The sequence below is a fragment of the Agromyces sp. NPDC004153 genome (assembly GCF_053603635.1).
Map to the genome: position 1 here is coordinate 1,708,856 of NZ_JBSGFY010000001.1, position 20,667 is coordinate 1,729,522.

Below are 20,667 nucleotides of genomic sequence, written 5' to 3' on the forward strand. Positions count from 1 at the left end.
GATGCCGCGGGCTACTCGAGTTCGCGCAACCGAGCCGCCACCCCGAGCCCCTGCGCGCTCCGGCGCTCGTAGCCGACCGCGATCGTGAGCAGCACCGCACCGGCGGTGGCGAGCGTGATCCACCACGGCATCGCTCCCACCGTGCGGTCGAGCTGCGCCGCGAACACGACCACGTTCTCGACCGGGAGCACTGCGATCCCGAGGATGAAGGGCGCGGCGAGCTTCCTCGACGAGCCGATGAGGATGGCGGCGAGCGCCAATGCGATCACCATGATGGGCCGGTACAGCTGCGGGTCGGTCCCGGTCGCGAGCACCGACGGCAGGAGTGTCAGCACGATCCCGGGGGCGAGCAGCCGCCAGGACCCGCGGAAGCCGATCGGCCACGACGCGAGCGTCGGGCGCACGTCGATCGCGGCGGGTCGCATCGCCATGATCCCCGCCGCCAGCACCGTGACGCCGAGTGGCAGCGAGAAGAACTCCACGCGCAGGTCGCGCATGCTCCACGCGGTCACGCCGGTGATCCACGCCAGGGCGTAGAGGAACGCGAAGGGCGGGAGCACGGGACGACGCCGCAGTGCGGTCCCGACCGCCACGAGCGCGGTGACGAGCAGCCCCGCCATGAGCGCCCAGAGCGTCCAGATCGCGACCCAGTCCGGTCGGATCGCCGTGATCGGTCCGGCGACGAGGTACACGGCGGCCGGGGCGAGCAGCCAGCGCGTCGCTCGGAGGCGGACCTCGAGGCGGGTCGGCGGCTCGACACGACGTGCACCGACGCCCACCAGCCACGCCGCCGCCGCGGCGAGCCCGGCACCGGCGACCGAGAGGCCGAGCGCCGGGAGCATGACGAGATCGGGGTCCGCCGTCGGCGACGGATCGACGCCGAGGCCGAGGCGGACCGCCTGGACGGGGCCCGCGGCGGCGGCGGCGATCGACCCGAGCAGGAGCGGAAGTCGGAGGCCGTCGAGGCGTCGTCGGTCGCCGTCTCGGCCCGGCGTGAGCGCGCCGCCGACGACGAGCAGCGCAACGGATGCCGCGAGCAGGCCGATCAGGCGCCATGGCACGTCGGCACCACCGTTGCCGACCCAGGCCAGCGCGACGAGTGAGGGCAGCAGACCGCACGCGATCGCGGCGGCGAAGAGCCCGACGCCGGTGCGCCCGCTCGCGACGAGGGCCGCCGCGACGACCCCGGCGGCGATGGCGGGTGGGAGCGTGTAGGGCTCGACCACGACCATGCCGAGCATCGCCCAGACGCACCACAGCGCTCCGGTCCAGCTCGCCCCGGCGAGCCACCAGCCGTAACGTCGCCCGGCGAGCGCCCGCGCGCCGGCACCGCCCAAGCCGATCAGGACGAACACCGCCGTGGCGGTCCCGAGCCCGGCCGCCTCGCGCACGAGTGCCAGCAGCACCGCGATGGCGCCGGTCACGAGCGCCGACGACTCGATCGCGACCGTGACCGCGGCGGCCTGGGCGAGGCCGAGGCCGCGACGCCGAAGCTCGCTCGCGAGCCGGGCGATCGCCGACAGGGTGATGGCGACGATCCCGGCGATGATCGGAAGCGTCACGGGAGCGCCGCTGATCTCGAGGAACTCCGCGCCGAGGCACACGACGACCACGGCGAGCGAGGGCACGAGCAGCGCTGCCGCTCCGCTCCGCACGACCGCGTTGAGCCCCGGCCGACGGGTGATGACGAGCGTGAGGGCCAGGAGGAACGTGACGCCGGTCGAGAGCGCGGTCCATCCGCTGCGCTCCCAGACGACCGTGGCCACGCCGATCAGGAAGGGGATCGCCGTGACGATGAGGATGGCGTACCACTCGGGTGGTTCGACCCGCCGGACGAGCGTGGCGACGAGTGCGCCGAGCGACGCCACCGTCGTCGTGAGGCACAGCACCGGAATCGTCTCGAGCCCGGCGAGGTCGAGCGCGGTGCCCACGAGGACGAGCCCGTAGCCGAACGCCACGCCGACGTACACGGGCAGGAGGACCCGCGGGGCGCACCGGGCGACGAGCAGGGCCGCCGCGATCGCGACCACGCCGACGGGAACCGTGATCCACGCCTCGGTCCACGTGACGAGTGCGGCCTCGACCAGTCCGACGTGCGCGAGCACGACGAAGGGCGCCCGCACCGCGGACCCCGCCGACGCGAACCGCGATCGTGGCGTCACGACGACGAGCGTCGCCAGCACCGCGATGCCGATCCCGATCATGGACCGCGAAAGTGGGGTGAGCCCGTGCCACGCGACCACGGTGAGTGCAGCCGCCACCCCGAGCCACGAGGCGAGGCAGAGCATGTGGACCGGGAACCTGCTCTCCGACGCGAGCGCCGCTCGCCGAGTGAACCAGGCGAGCGCGGCGATGCCGACGGCGGCGACGAGGAGGCCGAGGGCGGCGGCGATCTCGGACGTCGTTCCGGCGACGAAGCGGGCGGCCGTGCCGGTGTCGAGGATCTCCGCGGCTGCATCGAGCGGGACGCGGACGATCGTCGTGGTCGCGATGAGGGACGCGGGCACGAGGAGGAGGAGCAGGACGGACAGCGCGCCGGCCTGGGCCGCCCGTGCCCGGATCGGACCTCGTACGCCGTTGCCCAGCACCCCCGTCCCGGCCACCACCGCGGCCGCTCCGGCGGGAACGAGCGTGGTCGACCACGACGGATCGAGCGTCACGAGTGCGAGCGGAAGCACGGCGACTCCGCCCGCGGCGAGTCCGCCGGCGACGAAGCTCCATCCGCGCCTGGCGACGTGGGCCGCACCGAGGGCGGCGCCGAGCGCGAGGGTGAGCATCACCGCCGCCCGGAAGAACGTGTCGCCGACCTCGGTCGCGCCGAGGAACGGGAGCTGGCCGACGGCCAGGAGCGTCGCGATGAGCTGCAGCACGCCCAGCGTCGTGTGCTCGGCTCGGAGCGGGCTCGCGAACCGCGGCGCCAGCCGGTCGACGAGCACGTGCACCGCGAGCACGACCGCGACGACGCCCACATGGCCCATCACCACGCCCTGACCGCCCGCGGAGTAGCCGAGGAACGCCGGCACGAGGGTCAGCCCGACCCCGGCGGCCCAGAGCCACACCCGGATGCGGGCGAACCACGCGAGGGCGAGCAGCACCAACGAGCCCGCCAGGGTCCCGAGCGCCGCGTACGACCATGCGTCCGCGTACGGGACGAGCTCCGAGGCCGCCTGGGCGTCGAGGGCGAGGAAGACGAGGCCGAGCGAGCCGATGGCTTCGGCCGAGAACGTCACCCCGCGACGCCGCAGCAGCCAGGCGCCCGCGACGAACACGACGGTCACGGCCGCGATCACCGAGGTCCGCATCGCGAATCCGACATCGGGATTCAGCAAAGCGAAGACCACAGCGGCGACCGCGATCAGCCCCGCGCCGGCCACGGCGAGGACCGACGGCACGCTGACCTGCGACGCGGGAGCGCCCGCGACCGACGCGGGATGGTCGACGACCGCCGACGGCTGCTCCGACGTCCCCGCGTCGGGCGTGCGCGCAGCCGATGGCGAGGCGGCAGCTCCCGCGGTCGCCACGAAAGCGGCGACGGCCGAGATCGTCGGCAGCGCCGCGATGTACCGGTCGCGCTCCTCCAATGCGTCGGCGGCACGCTGCGAGGCCGCCCGGAATTCGGCGCCGGCCGCGCCGCCCAGATCGGCCCGGCACTCCGGGCAGGTCGAGGCTCCGAGGAGCTCGGCGTCGCACCGGGGGCACTGTGCGGTATCGCGCAGGTAGCGGACGGTGAGCTCGCTCCATCGGGTGGCCATTCGCGCAGTCTATTCATGCGCGGGAGACGGGCGCGTGAGCTCGCGGCATCCGAATATTGAACTCATCGGTTCAGTGTTGTATACTGAACCACATGGTTCAGCAACAGGCACTCGATCGGGCGTTCGCCGCCCTCGCCGACGAGACGCGGCGCAACATCCTGACGCGCCTCGGCGACGGCCCGGCGACGATCACCGAGCTGGCCGAGCCGGCGGGCATGACGCTCACCGGCATCCGCAAGCACGTCGACGTGCTCGAGGCCGCCGGCCTCGTCACCACCGAGAAGGTCGGCCGCGTGCGGCAGGTCCAGCTCGGCACCGAGCGTTTGGACGACGCGATGGCATGGATCAGCTTCTACCAGCGACTCTGGGAGCGCCGGCTCGACGGCCTCCAGGTCTATTTCACCCTCAGGAAGGGAACGGAATCATGAGCGACATCGACACGAGCGAGACCATCGGGCTGCGGATGACGCGGGAGCTCCCGGCGACGCCGGAGGAGGTCTTCGACGCCTACACCGACGCCGAGAAGCAGAAGATCTGGTACTCGATCCTCGACGAGGAGCCGGGCGTCGTCGAGATCGAGGTCGACCTCCGGGTCGGCGGCAGGCAGGTCGCGGTGTGGGGTCCGAACCGCGACACGCTGTTCCGCGAGGAGCAAGTGTTCCTCGAGATCGACCGCCCGCACCGGCTCGTCACCGAGTCGTCGGGCAGCGACCCGAGCGGGCAGACCATGACCACGCACGTCGTCGTCACCTTCGAGGCGATCGAGGCGGGCACCCTCGTCACCGTCGAGCAGACCGGCTTCCCGACGCCCGAGATCCGCGACTTCTTCTCGACCATGGTGTGGGTCGGCGCGTTCGACCGCATCGAGGCGTTCCTCACGCGGGCGTAGTCGGGCGAAGCGGGCTTCGAGACGCGTCGGCTTCGCCGGCGGTCCTCAACCCGCGGTCGGCGTAGACGCCGTCGCGATGTGCGCCGACAGCGCGCTCGTCGGGGCCACCCCGGCGAGCGCGGCGGCGCCGTCGAGCGGGTGCGCCTCCCCGATGCGGACGTCGGCGTCCGGCACGAGCTCGAAGACGGACGCCGTGAACGCACAGGCGAGCGCGGTGCCGCCGAAGACGCCGCCGATCCCGCGCACGCGGGCCGCGGCGGCATCCGCTTCGCCCACCCGGCGAAGGCCGGCGACGACGGATGCCGCGAGCTCGCGCCCCGCGGCCACGACGATCGCCCCGGCGACGGCATCGGTCTCAGCGAGGTCCGCGACGGGCCGCGCGTATGCAGCGATGCGTCCGACCCGCTCGGGATCGGACTGCAGGTCGATGTACGCCCGCTCGAGGTCGGGGAAGTCCGCCGTGACGACCGGGGTGAGCGCCGTCGGCTGACCTCTCCCGTCGTGTGCGCGCATGACGGCGTCGAGTGCGGCGCGACCGAGCCAGTACCCGCTGCCGGCGTCGCCGATGAGGTAGCCCCAGCCGTCGACCCGCGCGATTTCGGTGCGACCGACGGCGAGCGTCACCACCCCGGTGCCGGACGCGACGACGGCACCGCGCTCGTCACCCAATGCGCCGAGGTAGGCGGTGATCGAGTCGTGCGCGAGGTGGATCTCCCGGACGCCGAACGGCGCCGCGGCCGCGAGCAGGTAGCCCGCGTCGGCCACGTCGTCGGTGAGTCCCGAGACGCCGAGGCCGACCGTCTGCGCGGTGCGGTCCTGCTCGAGCGCCTGCTCGATCACACGGGCGAGCTGCGGGAGCAGCGGGAGGTCGGTGCGGATGCCGGGGCCCGCCCACTCGCTCGCGCCCGCGGCATCCGCGTGGCGTACCTTAATGCCCGACTGGCCCGCGTCGATCGCGAGCGACGACGTCGCCATCAGGCCATCCTCGCACCGAGCCACGCCGCCTGCCTCGGCCAGTGGGCGCCGGCCCCGCCCTCGTGGCCGTTGAACGCGTAGTCCACGATGTCGGCGGTGCCGCCGGCCCAGTGGTTGCGGGCGGCGTACACCGTGGACGGCGGGCAGACCTGGTCCATGATTCCGGCCGAGAACAGCGCCGGCGCGGTCGCGCGCTTCGCGAAGTTCACGCCGTCGAAGTACGACAGCGTCGCGAACACGCGCGCCGACGCGTCGCGGTGCACGGCGAGGTACCGCACGATCTCCTGGTACGGATCCCGGTCGGTCATGCCGACGGCGCGCTCGAAGTGGCAGAGGAAGGGCACCTCGGGCATTGCGCCGACGAGGCCGGCGGTGAGCCCGGCCGCCGCGATCGCGATCCCACCGCCCTGACTGCCGCCGCACACCGAGACCCGGGCGGCGTCCACGGCGTCGAGCGAACGGACGGCATCGATCGCGAGCAGCGCGTCGGTGAACACGCGGCGGTAATAATAGGCCGCCGGGTCCTCGATGCCGCGGGTCATGAAGCCCGGCACGGCCGGTCCGGCGCCGTGCGGGTCGGGTGTTGCGCCGCCGGTCCCCCACATGCTGCCCTGGCCGCGAGTGTCCATGAAGAAGTACGCACGGCCGGATGCCGCCCATGCGAGCCGCTCGTGCGGCAGGCCGCGCCCGCCGCCGTAGCCGTTGTACTCGACCACCGTCGGGAGCGGGCCGGAGACGCCGGCCGGCACGATGAACCAGCCGCCCACGGCGTCGCCGCCGAACCCGCTGAACGACACGTCGTACACCTCGAACGCGCTGAGCGGGGAGTCGACTCGCGTCAGGCGCGGCGCGGCCGCGAGCGCGCGGGAATCGGCGATCGTCGACGACCAGAACTCGTCGAAGTCCGCGGGCTCCGCGACCTCGGGGCGATACGCGCGGAGCTCGTCAGGGGGCAGGTCGAAACGGGGCACGGTGATCCTTCGTCGGACGCGCGGGGCGGCGAGGGTCAGCGTAGCGGACGGCTCCCCGTCGCCTCGCGTGAAGCCCGCGTGACCCCCGCACCGGGGCCTTGCGCTGGTCGAGCGACGTGGCGTACTCATGAATCGAGGATTCATCACGACAATGCGCTCGCGCATATGCCGTGGTGCGGCATCAGCGGATGACGGCTCGGGGGAACCGTTCTTCCGCCGCTCGACGAGATTGTCGGGCGATCCAGGAAGCCCGCGCGAGTACGGGCACGACCCCCGGCTTCGCACAGGTGAGGGGTCGGCGATGGCGAATGAGGATGAACTCGTCGAGGCCGTTCGTGCTGCCCCCGCTGCCGCCGACGAGGCGCTGAAGGCGATCCAGCAGAACCGCGCCGACGCCCCGGCCGACCTCCGGGCGCTCGCGGCCGTGGCCGAATTGCGGGGTGCGGACCCCGCGGAGTTCACCGTCGAGCTCCTGCGCGATGCAGGGCTGCTCGAGGCATTCGAAGGGGCCATGCACGCGCGCGGCGTAGAGATCGGTGCGGCCACCCCGCGAGCGGCTGTACCCGAGGCCGAAGCCGGGTTTGCCGGGCGGCTCGACATCGACGAAATGATCAAGTTCCTCGAACGGGCCAAGACCTTCCGTTGTCGGATCGAGGTGGACAACACGTTCAAGGGGTCGGGCTGCCTGGTCGGTCCCGGGCTCGTGCTCACGGCGTGGCATGTCGTGCGTCTCAAGGGTCCGGGCATCGACCAGGTTCCTGAGCCGATCGTCACCGTGAGGCTGGCAGACGGAAGCCGGCATGAGGCGGCCATCCCTCCCTCGTACGCGTCGCCGTGCGGCGACGACGAGTGGAACGACCGGGCGCCCAGGAACGACGCGGAGGTCGTCAGTCGGCACGACGTCGCCCTCCTGTCGCTGAAGACGCCTGCGGCACGCCATCTGGGATTCGCGCGACTGCCCGACCATGCGCCGGAGGTCGTCTCGAGATCCAAGGTGTTCCTCCTCGACTTCCCCAACGGTGAGGACCTCGAACTGGCAGACGGTACGACGTGGAAGATCCGCAATGTCTCCTCGCGGCTGTACCACGACGTCAAGACCGCCGCCGGATCATCGGGCGGCGCGTGCTTCGATCATCGATTCCAGCTGCTGGGCCTGCATCAGGGCGGTGTGCGGATGTCCCACCAGGGGAAGAACGTCAAGCAGGGTCGTCTCGTCCCGCTGACCCGGTTCCGCGACGACCTCGCCGAACTCATCGCGGCGGACATCGCCCCTCGGGCGGTCTGGCATCTCGACGGCCAGACCACGCAGCTCGTGATCGGCCGCGACCTCTTCGCCGATGCGGTCGCGGAGGCCGGGAAGGAGAACGCCAGGGTGCGCGGGGTTCGCGTGATGCGGCGGCGGCCGGCCGATGCGGACGAGACCGGCCTCGGGTTCTCGTACCGGATCCTCAGCGAGCTGTTGATGCGGCGTGGCGGCGAACACGTCGTGGTGCGGATTCCCCTCGACCAACCGATCGCCGACCTGGTGTCCGATATCTCGGAGCGGGTCCAGCGCATGGGATTCACCCTCGCCGCCGTCGACTCGCCCGGCGGAGTCGATGCCGAGCAGGCCGCGCCGGAGGCTGCCGCGCGAGAGCTGGCGACGCGGCTCGTGGTTGCGGTGAACGAGGCTGCAGCCGAGGCGGGTCGCACCGTCTGGTTCTTCATCGACAACCCCTCCCTCGTGCTCGTGGAATCGGCCCGGCTCCAGCTCGAGGGCCTGATCGCGGCATGCCTCGCACAACCACGGATCCGCCTGGTCGTGACCGGGCTGGAGACCGTTCCGCTCGCAGGACTCGAGTTCTCGAGCCCCGCCGCGGCGGACGGCGATGGACCGGCAGGCCTCGTCGTCGACTACATCGGCACGTTCACCCGGGACGACCTCCTCGACTGCCTTACGCGCGCCGGCGAAGAACTCGCGGGCGGGGTCGCCCCCGGGGAGGTCCAGCTCCAGGCCGATCTGGCGCTCCAAGGCCTCGCATCGTTCAACGGTGCCTACGACGATGTCGACTTCCCGACTGTGGTCGCCGCGTTGCAGGACTACCTGCAGTTCCTCCGCTCTCGCGGTGGTGCAGGATGACCGATCGCGACCTCCCGTCGGGGCCGGACGGGACTCGAGCCGAGGAACGACACCTCGCCGTCGTCGCCCATGGTGTCGACCAGGCGCGCAGGTATGCCGCGCTCTCCGGTCCGTTCGATCCCGTGGAGGCACTCAGGAGCATCGATGGGATCGCTGCGGTCGATCCACCTCAGCTCGCGGCAATCGCGGCCGAGCTCTCGCAGGCGTGCGAACCGCCGACGGCCGCCTCATCCGGTCGGTGGCTCATGCGGGGTGCCGAGCGCCGTCGAACGCTCGACGCCCTGGCGGACTCCGGCCAGCTCGAGCAGGCCGTGACCCGGAGGTCGACGACCCCGGTCGACGGACCCACCAAGGACCTGCTGGACGCCATCGCCGGCGCGGGGATCTTCGATGCCGCGAGCGTGTCCACGGCGATCGACGCACGCGAGGACCGGGAAACGCTGGAGCGCCTCATGGTCGGCCTGGGCCGGGCGGGGGCGATCGCGCCCGAGCACGAGCGGCTGCCGGAGGTCAGGGCGGCGCTCACACGCCTCGATCTCCTCGCCTCGGCACGAGCCCTTCGCCGTCGGGGATTCTTCGGACGCGAAGCCGAGCTGGCTCGGATCTCCCGTTGGCTCGACGCCGCGGAGCGCGGCGACCGGGTTCGCGCCATGTACATCGAAGGTCTGCCGGGCGTCGGCAAGTCGACCCTCCTCGAGGAGGTCGCGGCGCGGTTGCTCGACCACCCGGAATGGGTCGTCGTCCGGTTCGACTTCGACCGGGCGGGTCTCGACGTGCAGGATGCGGCCGGACTGACGCTGGAGTTCGCCAGGCAGGTCTCTGCGCAGGTGCCGGGCGCGGAGGCGGGGATACAGCAGGCACGACAGCATGCTGCGGCGGCGGAGCCGAACACGCGGTCGCTCAAGGGAGACCGCGCCGAACTGGTGCCCGAGGACCTGGGGTTCGCCCTTGCCAATGCGCTCACCCGCCCTCCGCGCCGCGTCTTCCTCGTGCTCGACACGCTGGAGGTCCTGCGCGGACGAGGTGAGACCCATCCAGGACGTCTCTTCGCCTGGCTCGACCAACTGGTCGCCTTCTCGCAGGTCCCATTCGCGGTCGTCGGTGCGGGGCGGGGCCGGGCGCTCGAGACGGTGCCCGATCGGATCGGCGACGAGCTTCCGCTCACCGGACTCGACGACGTCAGTGCCGAACGGCTGCTCGCGAGCCTGGGCGTCGATCCGTCTGCCTACGACGTGATCCGCACGGTCGCAAAGGGGAACCCGCTGGCGCTTCGACTCGCCGCGAAGATCGCGAACGAGCACGGCGCACGCGCGGTGGAGAACGTCGCGCTTCGAGGCGACATGACCCTCGCGTACCTGTACCGGTTCGTGCTCTCTCGGATCGACGACCCCGACCTGCGGAAGCTCGCGAACCCGGGGCTCGTCGTCCGTCGCATCAACGCCGACGTGATCCGTGAGGTCATCGCGCCCCAGGTCGGGCTGGCGAAGCTCTCGGCCACACGCGCCGAGGCGTTGTTCCAGGGCCTCGCAGGCCAGCACTGGCTCGTCGAGCCCGATCCGCTCGCCACGGGTTTCGTCCGGCACCGATCGGACATGCGCGCCGTCCTCCTCCCGCTCCTGTACGACTCGGCTCCCGCCAGGTCGGCGCGCATCGACCGATCCGCGGCACGCTGGTTCGACGCACGCTCCGAGCCATGGTCGGAGATCGAGGCGGCCTACCACCGGCTCCAGCTCATGCGCCGTGACCCCGAGGTACCGCTCGTCGATCCGTTGGTACTGGCCCAGTTCGATGCGATCACCACGGCCGAGCTGCCGGAAGCGGCCCAGGACGTGGTGCACCGGAGCCAGGGGGATCGATCGAGGGTCTTCCGGGGCGAGCATCGCGTCGAGCGCGGCGCCGCCCTCGACGTGAATGCCGCGCGGGAGCTGCGATCGATGAACGACCGCTCCGACTGGCTCGAGGGCAACTACGTCTACGACCGGGCCTTCGTCGATGCGGTCTTCGACCCCAAGAGCTCCGATGCAGACGTGGCGCTCACGTTCCTCTGGCGGTCTGGGCGCTGGTCGGAGGCACGAAGGCTGCTCGATCGTCAGGGCGGCTGGCATCGCACGGCGGCGCCGCTCGGCGAGCAGTTCGAACGCGCGCGGCTCGACACCCTCTGCCGACTGGAGATGGGGGCTGAGTTCGACTTCGACGCGGCCAGCAGGGTGCTTCGGGACGAGGAGGCACTGGGGGTTCGCGTCGCCGACCTGGCGTCGGAGCCGTCGATGGCGGGCCTGACGGGGGCCGCGCTGCGGTTCGCGCTCCAGCGCGCGGGGATCTCGTCGGAGACCCGCACTCCACGCCTCGACGCCGTCGCCGCGGCTGCCGACCAGTGGGGCAGCACCGAGCAATCGGTCGTACAGGGTGTCCCGAGCGATCGCGGACCTGCCGCGGCGGCGGGCTGGTCGCGGATCACCGCACGGACCGGACCCTTGGACGTCGGTGACGCCGACCCGCCGGTCGTCCTCGCTCGATCGCTCGCGGTGCTCTCACCGTTCTCCGACCTGGTCGGAACGATGAGCCTGCTGCCAGGGCACGAGCACCTGCGCGAGTACGCCACAGCGGTGCAGGCCCGCCTCGACGAGCTCGGCAACCTCCCGCCGCACCGGTCGTCTCCGTGGCGCGATTACGTCGACAGCACGGCGTCGCACGCCCTGCAGAGCCTCACGGACCTCGGGCTGTTCGCCGAGCTGATCGGCGCAGCCGGCTACCTGCGGCGCGACCGCGACCTCAATCTCGTCGCGCGCTCCGCCGAGCGCTGGCGTCGCTCCATCGCGGGCGCCTGGTCGTACGGGACGACGGCGGCGCCTCGGGGGTGGGACCGGACGGTCGACGTCACGATGGCCGATCGCATCGCGGCACTGGAGGCCGCGGCCGACGCATCCGACCGCGCCACCGCACAGCTCGCGGCCTGGCATCTGACTTCACCCGACGTCGACGTGCTGGACCTGTTCCGGAAGCGCTCCCCGGACGCGATCGACACCGCGGCGCAGGCGGCGGAGGCCGGCGACGCCGTGGCTGCTGCCGCAGTGCTGCTGCGGCGGAACATCCCATCGGCCTTCGTGCCGGAACTCGCGGTGCTGCTCGCAACGCCACGGACCCGCCGCGGTCGGCCGCCGGGACGGAGCCCACGCGCACCACGCGTCGGGCCCGGAATGCAGAGTACGCAAACAAGGGGGACGACCATGACCGACGAGGAACGCCGATTCGAGAGCATCCGTACGCGGCTCTCCCGTTCGCCGGAGTTGAGGGCGGCGATCCAGGACGCCGTCGCCGGTGGCCGCATCCCGTCCGGCGTCATTCCAGAGCCGGCGGCCGAGCGAGTGGGCGGCGGTGACGACCTCGAGGCCGTCGTCGGGCTCGATGCCCTGGAGGCGATCGTCAGGAGGGTCGGCCGGCCGCCCCTCGTCGTCCGGAACGGCGCGGTCGAGCTCGAGCCCCTCCCCGAGTTCGCGGCCGATACGGGCGCCCGCATCAAGGGCGTCGAGCCGAGCGTGAAGTCGGTCGGTCGCGTCGAGTTCGTCAACCATTCGATGGCCTGGGGCGGCACGGGCTGGATCATCGGCGCGGACGACGCGGCGAGCCGCATCATCGCGACCAATCGGCACGTCGCCAAGATCGTCGCGGCCCGCGGGGCGGACGGGAGTGGCGTCTTCCTGCGCTCACCCACCACGGGCCTGCGATACGGGGCGGAGATCGACTTCGAGGAGGAGGTCGGGTCGAATCCCGGTGACGCGCAGCCGGTCGAGGTCACCGGGATCCTCTACCTCGCCGACGACATGGCTCCAGATGTCGCACTCCTGCGCATCATAGGAGACGACCTGCCCTCCGCGCTCCAGCTCGCGGAGGCCGAGGCGGAAGCCGGCCAGCGAGTGGCCCTCATCGGCTACCCCGCCTACGACCCGCGCAACGACCCCGATGACCAGGCCCGGTACTTCAAGGACCTGTACGAAGTGAAGCGATTCGCACCCGGCTTCGTCATGCAGGGGTTGGGCGGCCGGAAGGCCCTGACGCACGACTGCACGAGCCTCGGTGGCAACTCGGGTTCTCCCCTGATCAGCCTCGAGGACGGGAAGGTCGTCGGGCTCCACTTCGCCGGACTGTACGGCGTCGAGAACAGCGCGGTCGGCGTGGGGACCCTGCGAAGGCTGGCAGCCGGGGAGCGCCCGGTGTTCGTGCCCGGTGCGTCGCTGATGGCGCCTGCGGACGCCGAGGCCGCCCGGGACGGCTCGCACGACGCCGACTACTTCGCCGACCGAGCCGGGTACGACGCGTCCTTCCTCGGCCAGGATCTCGCCGCGCCCTGGCCGGGCATCCCCGAAGCGCTCGAGCGGTCGCTCGCGGTGCCGAGCGACGAGGTGCCGGCCCAGCCATTCGAGCTCCGGTATACGCACTTCGGCGTCAAGTACCACCGGGCTCGTCGGCAGCCGCTGGTGACCGCGGTCAACCTCGACGGCGGGAATCCCGTGAAGATCAAGCGGACGGGCGACAAGTGGTTCCTCGACGAGCGGATCCCGATCGCCGACCAGCTCACGCAGCGGGACTATGCCGATCCCGAACTCGACCGCGGCCACATGGTGCGACGTGAAGACCCGAACTGGGACCCGGCGGCGACCGCGATCGACGACGTGACCGAGCTCGCGAAGCGCGCGAACGACGACACCTTCCACTACACGAATGCCGCGCTCCAGCATTCGCGGCTCAATCAGGGCAAGCAGCTCTGGCAGGGCCTTGAGAACTACATCCTCGACAGCGCGCGGACCGAGGGCTTCAAGGCGTGCGTGTTCACCGGCCCGATCCTCCGCGACGACGACCCCGAACTGGTCGAGGGGCTGGCTGTTCCCCGGGAATTCTGGAAGCTGGTGGTGATGCCGGCGGCTGGCGGCGAGAAGCTGCACGCGACGGCGTACCTCCTCAGCCAGGGCGACCTCATCCGGGAACTCCTCGAGAAGCGTTCACGGGTCGAGGCGGTCGAGGGCTTCGTGCTCGGCCCGTATCGCACGTTCCAGCTCGCGGTCGCCGACCTGGCCGAGGCGACGGGCTTCGATCTCGATGCCTACGTCACGGCGGACCCCCTCGGAGCTAGCGAGCGCGGCACGGAGGCCGTGGCATCCGGGGAACCCGTCTTCGTGCCGCTCGAATCACTCGAGCAGGTGATCGCGTAGCGACCTGGACGGATCAATGCGACGCGCGCCCGCTCGCTCGTATGCTGGTCCCGAACCGCAGGCGGCGCCGGGAGGGGCGACATGCGCGACGAGGACGGCATCGACCGGCCGCGCCCGCCGGCGCGCGTCATCGTCGTCGTGGTGCTCACCTACATCGCGGGCATCCTCGACATCATCGCCGGGATCCTGCTGATCCTGCTGCGCTACGACGACGTCGTGCAGGCCGACGGCGAGTCCTACTGGGTCACGCTGTGGGGGGCCGCGATGATCCTGCTCGGGCTGCTCACGATCGCGATGGCGTCGGGCCTCACGCGCGGCCGCAACTCGGCGCGCATCTTCGTCACCGTGCTGATGTCGATCTCGCTGGTGCTCTCGATCGTCGACGTCGTGATCAGCCCCACGGATGTCTCGAGCTGGTGGTCGCTCGGCATCGGCGGCCTGATCTCGGCGCTCGTCATCCTGGCGCTGTGGGCGGGGCGGTCGGCGGAGTTCTTCCGCCGTTCGCGCGCGCTTCCTGCTGCTTGATCGCCGCGACGAGGGCGGGCGCCGGCACGTAGTCCATGCGCGCGACCGCCCTGCGGTGCACGAACCGCACGACCTCGATGCCGAGGATCGCGATGCCGGACGACGCGAGCACGAGCAGCGCGGTCGTGAGCGACGGGTCGTCGAACTGCAGGAAGTCGTTGACGAACGGGATCGCGTAGACGAGCACGAGGCCGACCATCATCGCGCCGATGATGAGGATCTTCCAGCCGTCGATCGGCCGCGACAGCACGATGAGCACCCAGAGGCCGACGATCGCGAGGATCAGCGTCGAGCCGGTGCGGAGCTCAGTGACGGGGATACCCGCATCGGTGGCCATCTGGCTGTAGAGGGCGAGGGTGAGCGCGATGACCGCGCCCGCCGGCAGCGCGAAACTCAGGGATCGGCGGAGGAATCCGGGGATGTAGCGACGTGTGTTCGGCATGAGGGCGAGGAAGAAGGCCGGGATGCCGATCGTGAGCCCGTCGACGACCGAGAGCTGGCGCGGCAGGAACGGGAACGGCAGCAGCATGACGCCGAACAGCAGTGCGAGCCCCGTGGCGTATGCGGTCTTCGTGAGGAACAGCATCGACACGCGCTCGATGTTCGCGATGACCTGGCGGCCCTCGGCCACGACGCCCGGCAGCCGCGAGAACCGCCCGTCGAGCAGCACGAGCCGGGCGACCGCCTTCGTCGCCGCCGACCCCGACTCCATCGCGATGCCGATGTCGGCCTCCTTGATGGCGAGCGCGTCGTTCACGCCGTCGCCCGTCATCGCCACGGTGTGCCCGCGCTGCTGCAGCGCCAGCACGATGTCCTTCTTCTGCGACGGGGTGACCCGGCCGAACACGTTGTGCAGCTCGAGCACCTCGCCGAGCTCGTCGAGGTCGGCCGGCAGGTCGCGCGCGTCGAAGCCCTGCGGCGCGTCGACGCCCACCTCGCGGGCGATCGCTGCGACCGTCTGGGGGTTGTCGCCCGAGATGATCCGCACGGCGACACCCTGCTCGGCGAAGAACTCGAGCGTCTCCTTCGCGTCGGGTCGGACCGACTCGCGGAACGTGAGCAGGGACACGGGCGTCAGTGCTCCCGGGAGGCGCTCGGCGTCGGCGCGCTCCTCGGTGAGCTCCTCGGGGCTGTACGCGAGCACGAGGGTTCGCCGACCGGTGGCGGCGAGCTCGGCGGCCCGATGGCGGAGCTCCGCGCGCCCCGCGGCATCCGTGCTCGTGTCGTCACCGGATGCCGCGAACACCATCTCGGGGCCGCCGAGCACCCACGTGCCCCGGCCCGGGAACCCGACGGCACTCCACTTCCGGGCCGACGAGAAGGCGATGCGAGCCCCCGGATCGAGCACGCGCTGCACCGGATAGGGCTCGACGAGGCACCGCGCGGTGGCGTTCGCCTCGGGCTCGGCGCCGTACCAGGCGAGCACGTCGGTCCAGCCGTCGGGCGGCGCGGCGGCGAGCGCATGGGACGCGTCGAACACGATGTCGCCCTCGGTGAGCGTGCCGGTCTTGTCGAGGCAGATCAGGTCGACGCGAGCGAGCCCCTCGACGGCGGGCAGCTCCTGCACGAGCACCTTGCGGTTCGCGAGCTTCACGGCGCCGACCGCGAACGCGATGCTCGTCATGAGCACGAGACCGAGCGGCACCATCGCGACGATCGCGGCGATCGTGCCGACCGCGGCATCCTGCCAGTCGTCCTGCTCGATCGCCTCGACCCAGCCTCCCGCCACGATCATCTGCGCGTTGAGCACGAGCAGGAAGACCGGCCCGATGATCCATGCGACCCAGCGCAGCACCTTGTTGATGGAGTTGCGCAGCTCGGATGCCACGAGCGAGAACTGCTTGGCCTCGCTCGAGAGCCGGTTCGCGAACGAGTCGGCGCCGACCTTGTCGACGACCGCGGTGCCGCCTCCGTCGATCACGATCGACCCCGACAGCACGGCGTCGCCGGGTTGCTTGTCGACGGCGTCGGACTCGCCCGTGAGCATGGACTCGTCGAGCTGCAGGCGCTCGGAGGTCGCGACCGCGGCATCCGCGGGCACCTGGTCGCCCGCGCGCAGCACGATGAGGTCGCCGAGCACGACGTCGGCGATCGCGACCTCGGCCTCGCCCCCGTCGCGCACCACCCGCGCGCTCGGTGCATGCAGCAGCGCGAGCTTGTCGAGCGAGCGCTTGGCGCGGAACTCCTGCACCGACCCGATGATCGTGTTCGCGATGGCGCTGAACCCGAAGAGCGCGTCCTGCCAGCGGCCGATGAGCAGCAGCACCATGAAGCACGCCAGCACGATGCCGTTGAACAGCGTGAACACGTTGGCGCGGATGATGCTCCACGCGCTGCGGCTCGTGGGGCTCTCGAAGGCGTTGGTCTCGCCGCGCGCGACGCGCTCCGCGACCTCCGCGGAAGTCAGGCCCGTTGCACTCGCGACGATCGCCCCCACGCAGTCATCCCACCACACCGGGCGGCCCGAGCGACAGGTTCGGCGCGCGCGGACTGGGTCGCGCACGCTTCGTGAGCGGCTGCCGCGCGACCGGAATACCCTGTGGCTCAGTTCCCCCTGACGACGGAGACGGGAGGGGATGATGGCCGAAGGCGTCCGGGCTCGGCGGCTGACGCCGTGGCCGCCGGCGCGCACCAGAATGAAAGGGTGACCGACCACGTCCTCATCGCCGGGCCCGCCTCCTGGAACCGCATCGTCGAGCTCGACCGCTTGCCCGAGCCGGTGCCGCACATGCAGTTCGCGCTCGGCGACTGGGAGACGATCGGCGGCACCTCGGCCGGCAAGGCGCTGAGCCTCGCGGCGCTCGGGCGGCCCGTCACGCTGCATGCCCTGCTCGGCGGCGACGGCGAGGGCGACCGCGTACGCGATGCGCTGACGACCGCCGGCGTCGACCTGCTGATCGGCGACGGCGTCACGACCGAGCGCCACCTCAACCTCATGACGCGCGACGGCGGCCGGGTCTCGCTCTACCTCGCGACGCCGCAGCCGAACGACGTCGTCCCCTCGCCCGAGGCGATCGCCGCGATGTCGGATGCCGCGGCCATCGTGCTCGACCTCGCGCCCGTGTCGATCGGACTCATCCCGGCCGCGCGCGCCTCGGGCCGGCCGGTCTGGACCGACATCCACGACTACGACGGCACCGCGGACTTCCACCGCCCCTTCATCGAGGCGGCCGACGCCATCTTCATGAACGCCGACGGCATCGGCGGCGACCCGCTCCCATTCATGGAGCGGTGCATCGCCGGTGGCGCGGAACTCGTGGTCTGCACGCTCGGAGCCGAGGGAGCGGTCGCGGTCGACGCGCGGATGCAGCAGCACCGCGTTCTGGCGGAACCGGTCGAGGTGCTCGACACCAACGGCGCGGGCGACGCGTTCATGGCGGGCGTGCTCGACGCGACGCTCGCCGGCGCCGACGTGCGCGACGCGTTGCGCGCGGGCGCCCGGCACGCGGCATCCGTGCTCACGACCCGGCACCTGCACCCGAGCCTCGACGCCCTACTCGGCTGAGCCGTTTACTCCGGAACTCCGGAAACCTCGGAACTTCGGAACTCGGAACTCCGGAACTCCGGAACTCCGGAACTTCGGAACTTCGGAACTTCGGAACCACGTTCCGGAGGACGATCCGTGACCGGGAGGTACTCGACACCGAAGCCGTTCGAGGGCCGTCGTCGTCGCCTATCCGGCGAGCTCGCGCGCGACCGCCGCGCGCAAAGCGGGCGCGACCTCGGCCGCGAAGCGCTCGATCGTCGACGCGTCGTCGCTCGCGAGGATGAACGTCGCGATGCCGTCGTCGATCGCGTACGGCAGGAGGTCCTCGACCCACTGCGCGGGCGGTCCGTCGAGGAATCCGGCGCCCTCGGCGGCGAAGCGTCCGCCGACGTTGAGCAGGCGCCGGATCTCGCGCGGGTCCCGTCCGGCGTCGGATGCGGCGTCATCGATGCGGGCGTTCCCGTCGGCGAGCGCGCCGGGCTCGAGGCGGGCGAGCGACGGCACCCAGCCGTCGCCCGTGCGGCCGGTCAGGCGCAGCATCCGCGGCTTCACGGCGCCGATCCAGATCGGGATGTCGTGCGCCGGAGCGGGTCCCCGCTTGGCTCCGCTGACGTGGTGGTAGGCGCCATCGACCTCGAAGCGGGTCCGATCGGCGGGATCCCAGATGCCGCGGATGATGTCGATCGCCTCCGAGAGCGCGTCGACGGCCTGCCCGGGCGAGAGCCGGCGTCCGCCCATCGCCTCGATCGCGTCCCAGAAGGCGCCGGCGCCGAGGGCCAGCTCGAAGCGACCGCCCGAGAGCAGGTCGAGGCTCGCGGTCGCCCGGGCGAGCACGGCGGGCTGGCGCAGGGGCAGGTTGGCGACGTTCGCCCCGAGGTGCACACGCTCGGTCCGCGCCGCGACCCACGCGAGCAGGGTCGACGTGTCGTGGAACCGCGGCTGGTACGGATGGTCCTGGAACGTCACGAGGTCGAAGCCCGCGGCCTCGGCGAGCAGCGCGAGCCGCACCGCGAAGTCGGGCGGGTCGTTCCGCGGCGTGACGAACGTGCCGAACTGCAACTCGTGGCCGTAGTGCATCGTGCTCCGATCGACGAACGCATTGGACATCATCCATCGTGCTGCAGCAGCTGCCGTGAGCGCACCCGCCGACACCGATCCGGGCGAGCGCGGCGACCCCCCGCTCGCGGTCTGGCGTCCCGCTTCACGCCCCGATAGCGTCGGCCTCGTGTCGACGATCGACCGCCGCACCTTCCTGCTCGCCGGGGCACTCGCCGCGGCGGGCGTCGGTCTCGCCGGATGCACGTTCCCCGCCGACTGGGTGCGGCTCGAGGCATCCGCCGTCGAATCACTCCGGCGACGGATCCGCGGCACGGTGCTCGTGTCGGGGGACACCGGCTTCACCGCCGCCTGGATGCCGCGGAACGGTCGGTACGCCGACACCGTGCCGCAGCTCGCCGTCCGCGTCGCCGACGACCGGGACGTCGCGACGTGTCTGTCGTGGTCCGCCGAACAGGGGCTGCCGATCGCCGTGCGCGGCGGCGGCCACAGCTACGCCGGCCTCTCGACCACGAGGGGCCTCGTGGTCGACCTGTCGAAGCTCTCCGACGTCGCCGTGGGGTCCGACGGCCTCATGACGGTGGGCGGCGCGGCGACCAACGCCGGCGTGCTCGAAGCCACCCTCGGTGGCGACTGGCTGCTGCCCGCCGGCACGTGCCTCAGCGTATGCGTCGGAGGGCTCGCGCTCGGGGGCGGCATCGGCTACCACTCCCGCTGGGCGGGACTCACGAGCGATCGCCTGCGATCGGCGCGCGTCGTCACGGCCGACGGCGAGGTCGTCGACGCGAGCGCCGACGAGCATCCCGACCTGTTCTGGGCGCTGCGCGGGGGCACGGGCGGCAGCTTCGGCGTGGTCACCGAGTTCCGGTTCGACGCCGCCCGGGTGCCGCGCGACGACATCGTCTACTACCGCTTCGCGTGGACGGGCGCGGATGCCGCAATCGCCGTCCTCGTGGAACTCGATCGCATCCAGCAGTCGGCGCCGGCCGAGTTCGTCGCGTCGGCGGGCGTGCAGGCGACGCCGATCGGCGACGACGGGGCCCGGGCGGCGATGGACGTCTTCGTGCGCGGCCAGTTCCTCGGATCCGAGGAGGACTTCCGGGCCATCGTGGCACCCCTCCTCGCGGCGGCGGAACCCTCGAGCACCGATGTCCGGGTGGAGCCGTTCTGGGAGGTCGCACCCCGCTTCACCAACCCCGCGTCGGAGAACCACTCGTGGGGCGACATCTCGCGGTATGCCGACGCACCCCTGCCGGAAGCGGCGCTCGCACGCGTCGTCGACCTGCTGGCGGATGCGCCGAGCCGCTCGACGACCACCAACGTGCAGTTCTGGATGATCGGCTGGGTCGGCGGCCCCGTGATCGACTCGCTCGGCCGCACCGACACCGCCTACGTCCATCGCGGGATGACATCCCTGCTGCGGCCCACGCCGGTCTGGGCGAACCTCACGGATGCCGCGCTCGTGGCCGATCTCGAGGAGTGGACGGCCGCGGCCATCGACGTGCTCGACCCGCACACGCCGCGGGAGAGCTACCAGAACTTCCCGAATCGTGCGATCGAGGACTGGGAGGCGCAGTACTTCGCCGAGAACCTCGAGCGACTCCGCGAGGTGAAGTCGACGTGGGACCCGCGAGGCGTGTTCGCCTCCGTGCAGGGCATCACGCCTCGCGCCTGAACACGTCGGGC

12 protein-coding genes are annotated in these 20,667 nt (G+C 71.7%); 7 read left to right on the forward strand and 5 right to left on the reverse strand.

Annotation, left to right across the window (positions count from 1 at the left end; all coding sequences use genetic code 11):
- Positions 1–11: 11 nt before the first annotated feature.
- Positions 12–3,752 carry an SCO7613 C-terminal domain-containing membrane protein gene (locus tag ACWEOH_RS07900; RefSeq protein ID WP_452029790.1) on the reverse strand — a complete coding sequence of 1,247 codons (3,741 nt, stop codon included), beginning with the start codon at positions 3,750–3,752 and terminating at the stop codon, positions 12–14.
- Between the two features lie 92 nt (positions 3,753–3,844).
- Here ACWEOH_RS07900 and ACWEOH_RS07905 point away from each other — a divergent pair, with 92 nt between their 5' ends.
- Positions 3,845–4,180, forward strand: a complete 336-nt coding sequence (locus ACWEOH_RS07905; RefSeq protein WP_148732981.1) for an ArsR/SmtB family transcription factor — start codon at positions 3,845–3,847, stop codon at positions 4,178–4,180.
- The gene (locus ACWEOH_RS07910) at positions 4,177–4,641 is read left to right on the forward strand and encodes an SRPBCC family protein (RefSeq protein WP_452029793.1); all 465 of its coding nucleotides are present in this window, start codon (positions 4,177–4,179) and stop codon (positions 4,639–4,641) included. The genes ACWEOH_RS07905 and ACWEOH_RS07910 overlap by 4 nt, the downstream gene beginning before the upstream one ends.
- Positions 4,642–4,686: 45 nt before the next feature.
- Here the strand turns inward: ACWEOH_RS07910 and ACWEOH_RS07915 are convergent, their stop codons facing one another.
- Together ACWEOH_RS07915 and ACWEOH_RS07920 are read right to left on the reverse strand one after the other, a co-directional pair.
- Positions 4,687–5,616, reverse strand: coding sequence for an N-acetylglucosamine kinase (locus tag ACWEOH_RS07915; RefSeq protein ID WP_452029795.1), 930 nt, complete (start codon positions 5,614–5,616; stop codon positions 4,687–4,689).
- Positions 5,616–6,587, reverse strand: coding sequence for an acetylxylan esterase (locus ACWEOH_RS07920; RefSeq protein WP_452029797.1), 972 nt, complete (start codon positions 6,585–6,587; stop codon positions 5,616–5,618). The genes ACWEOH_RS07915 and ACWEOH_RS07920 overlap by 1 nt, the downstream gene beginning before the upstream one ends.
- A gap of 301 nt (positions 6,588–6,888) precedes the next feature.
- Here ACWEOH_RS07920 and ACWEOH_RS07925 point away from each other — a divergent pair, with 301 nt between their 5' ends.
- From ACWEOH_RS07925 to ACWEOH_RS07935, 3 genes are all read left to right on the forward strand, one after another.
- Positions 6,889–8,706: a trypsin-like serine peptidase gene (locus tag ACWEOH_RS07925; RefSeq protein ID WP_452029799.1), complete on the forward strand. Its 1,818-nt coding sequence runs from the start codon at positions 6,889–6,891 to the stop codon at positions 8,704–8,706.
- The gene (locus ACWEOH_RS07930; protein ID WP_452029801.1) at positions 8,703–13,913 is read left to right on the forward strand and encodes a DNA/RNA non-specific endonuclease; all 5,211 of its coding nucleotides are present in this window, start codon (positions 8,703–8,705) and stop codon (positions 13,911–13,913) included. The genes ACWEOH_RS07925 and ACWEOH_RS07930 overlap by 4 nt, the downstream gene beginning before the upstream one ends.
- Before the next feature lie 81 nt (positions 13,914–13,994).
- Complete coding sequence (locus ACWEOH_RS07935; RefSeq protein ID WP_452029803.1) at positions 13,995–14,438, forward strand: DUF7144 family membrane protein; 444 nt, start codon at positions 13,995–13,997, stop codon at positions 14,436–14,438.
- Here the strand turns inward: ACWEOH_RS07935 and ACWEOH_RS07940 are convergent.
- The gene (locus tag ACWEOH_RS07940; protein WP_452029805.1) at positions 14,368–16,875 is read right to left on the reverse strand and encodes an HAD-IC family P-type ATPase; all 2,508 of its coding nucleotides are present in this window, start codon (positions 16,873–16,875) and stop codon (positions 14,368–14,370) included. The two genes, ACWEOH_RS07935 and ACWEOH_RS07940, sit on opposite strands and share 71 nt — an antisense overlap.
- A gap of 207 nt (positions 16,876–17,082) precedes the next feature.
- On the opposite strand from ACWEOH_RS07940, the gene ACWEOH_RS07945 reads away from it, so the two are divergent.
- On the forward strand, positions 17,083–17,943 hold the full coding sequence (locus ACWEOH_RS07945; protein WP_452029807.1) for a carbohydrate kinase family protein: 861 nt from the start codon (positions 17,083–17,085) through the stop codon (positions 17,941–17,943).
- 168 nt (positions 17,944–18,111) lie between these two features.
- On the opposite strand, the gene ACWEOH_RS07950 is transcribed toward ACWEOH_RS07945, so the two are convergent.
- On the reverse strand, positions 18,112–19,032 hold the full coding sequence (locus tag ACWEOH_RS07950) for an LLM class flavin-dependent oxidoreductase (protein WP_452029809.1): 921 nt from the start codon (positions 19,030–19,032) through the stop codon (positions 18,112–18,114).
- A 118-nt stretch (positions 19,033–19,150) separates the two neighbouring features.
- Here ACWEOH_RS07950 and ACWEOH_RS07955 point away from each other — a divergent pair, with 118 nt between their 5' ends.
- A complete protein-coding gene (locus tag ACWEOH_RS07955) occupies positions 19,151–20,656 on the forward strand; it encodes an FAD-binding oxidoreductase (protein ID WP_452029811.1) in 1,506 nt (501 codons plus the stop codon).
- Positions 20,657–20,667: the final 11 nt, after the last annotated feature.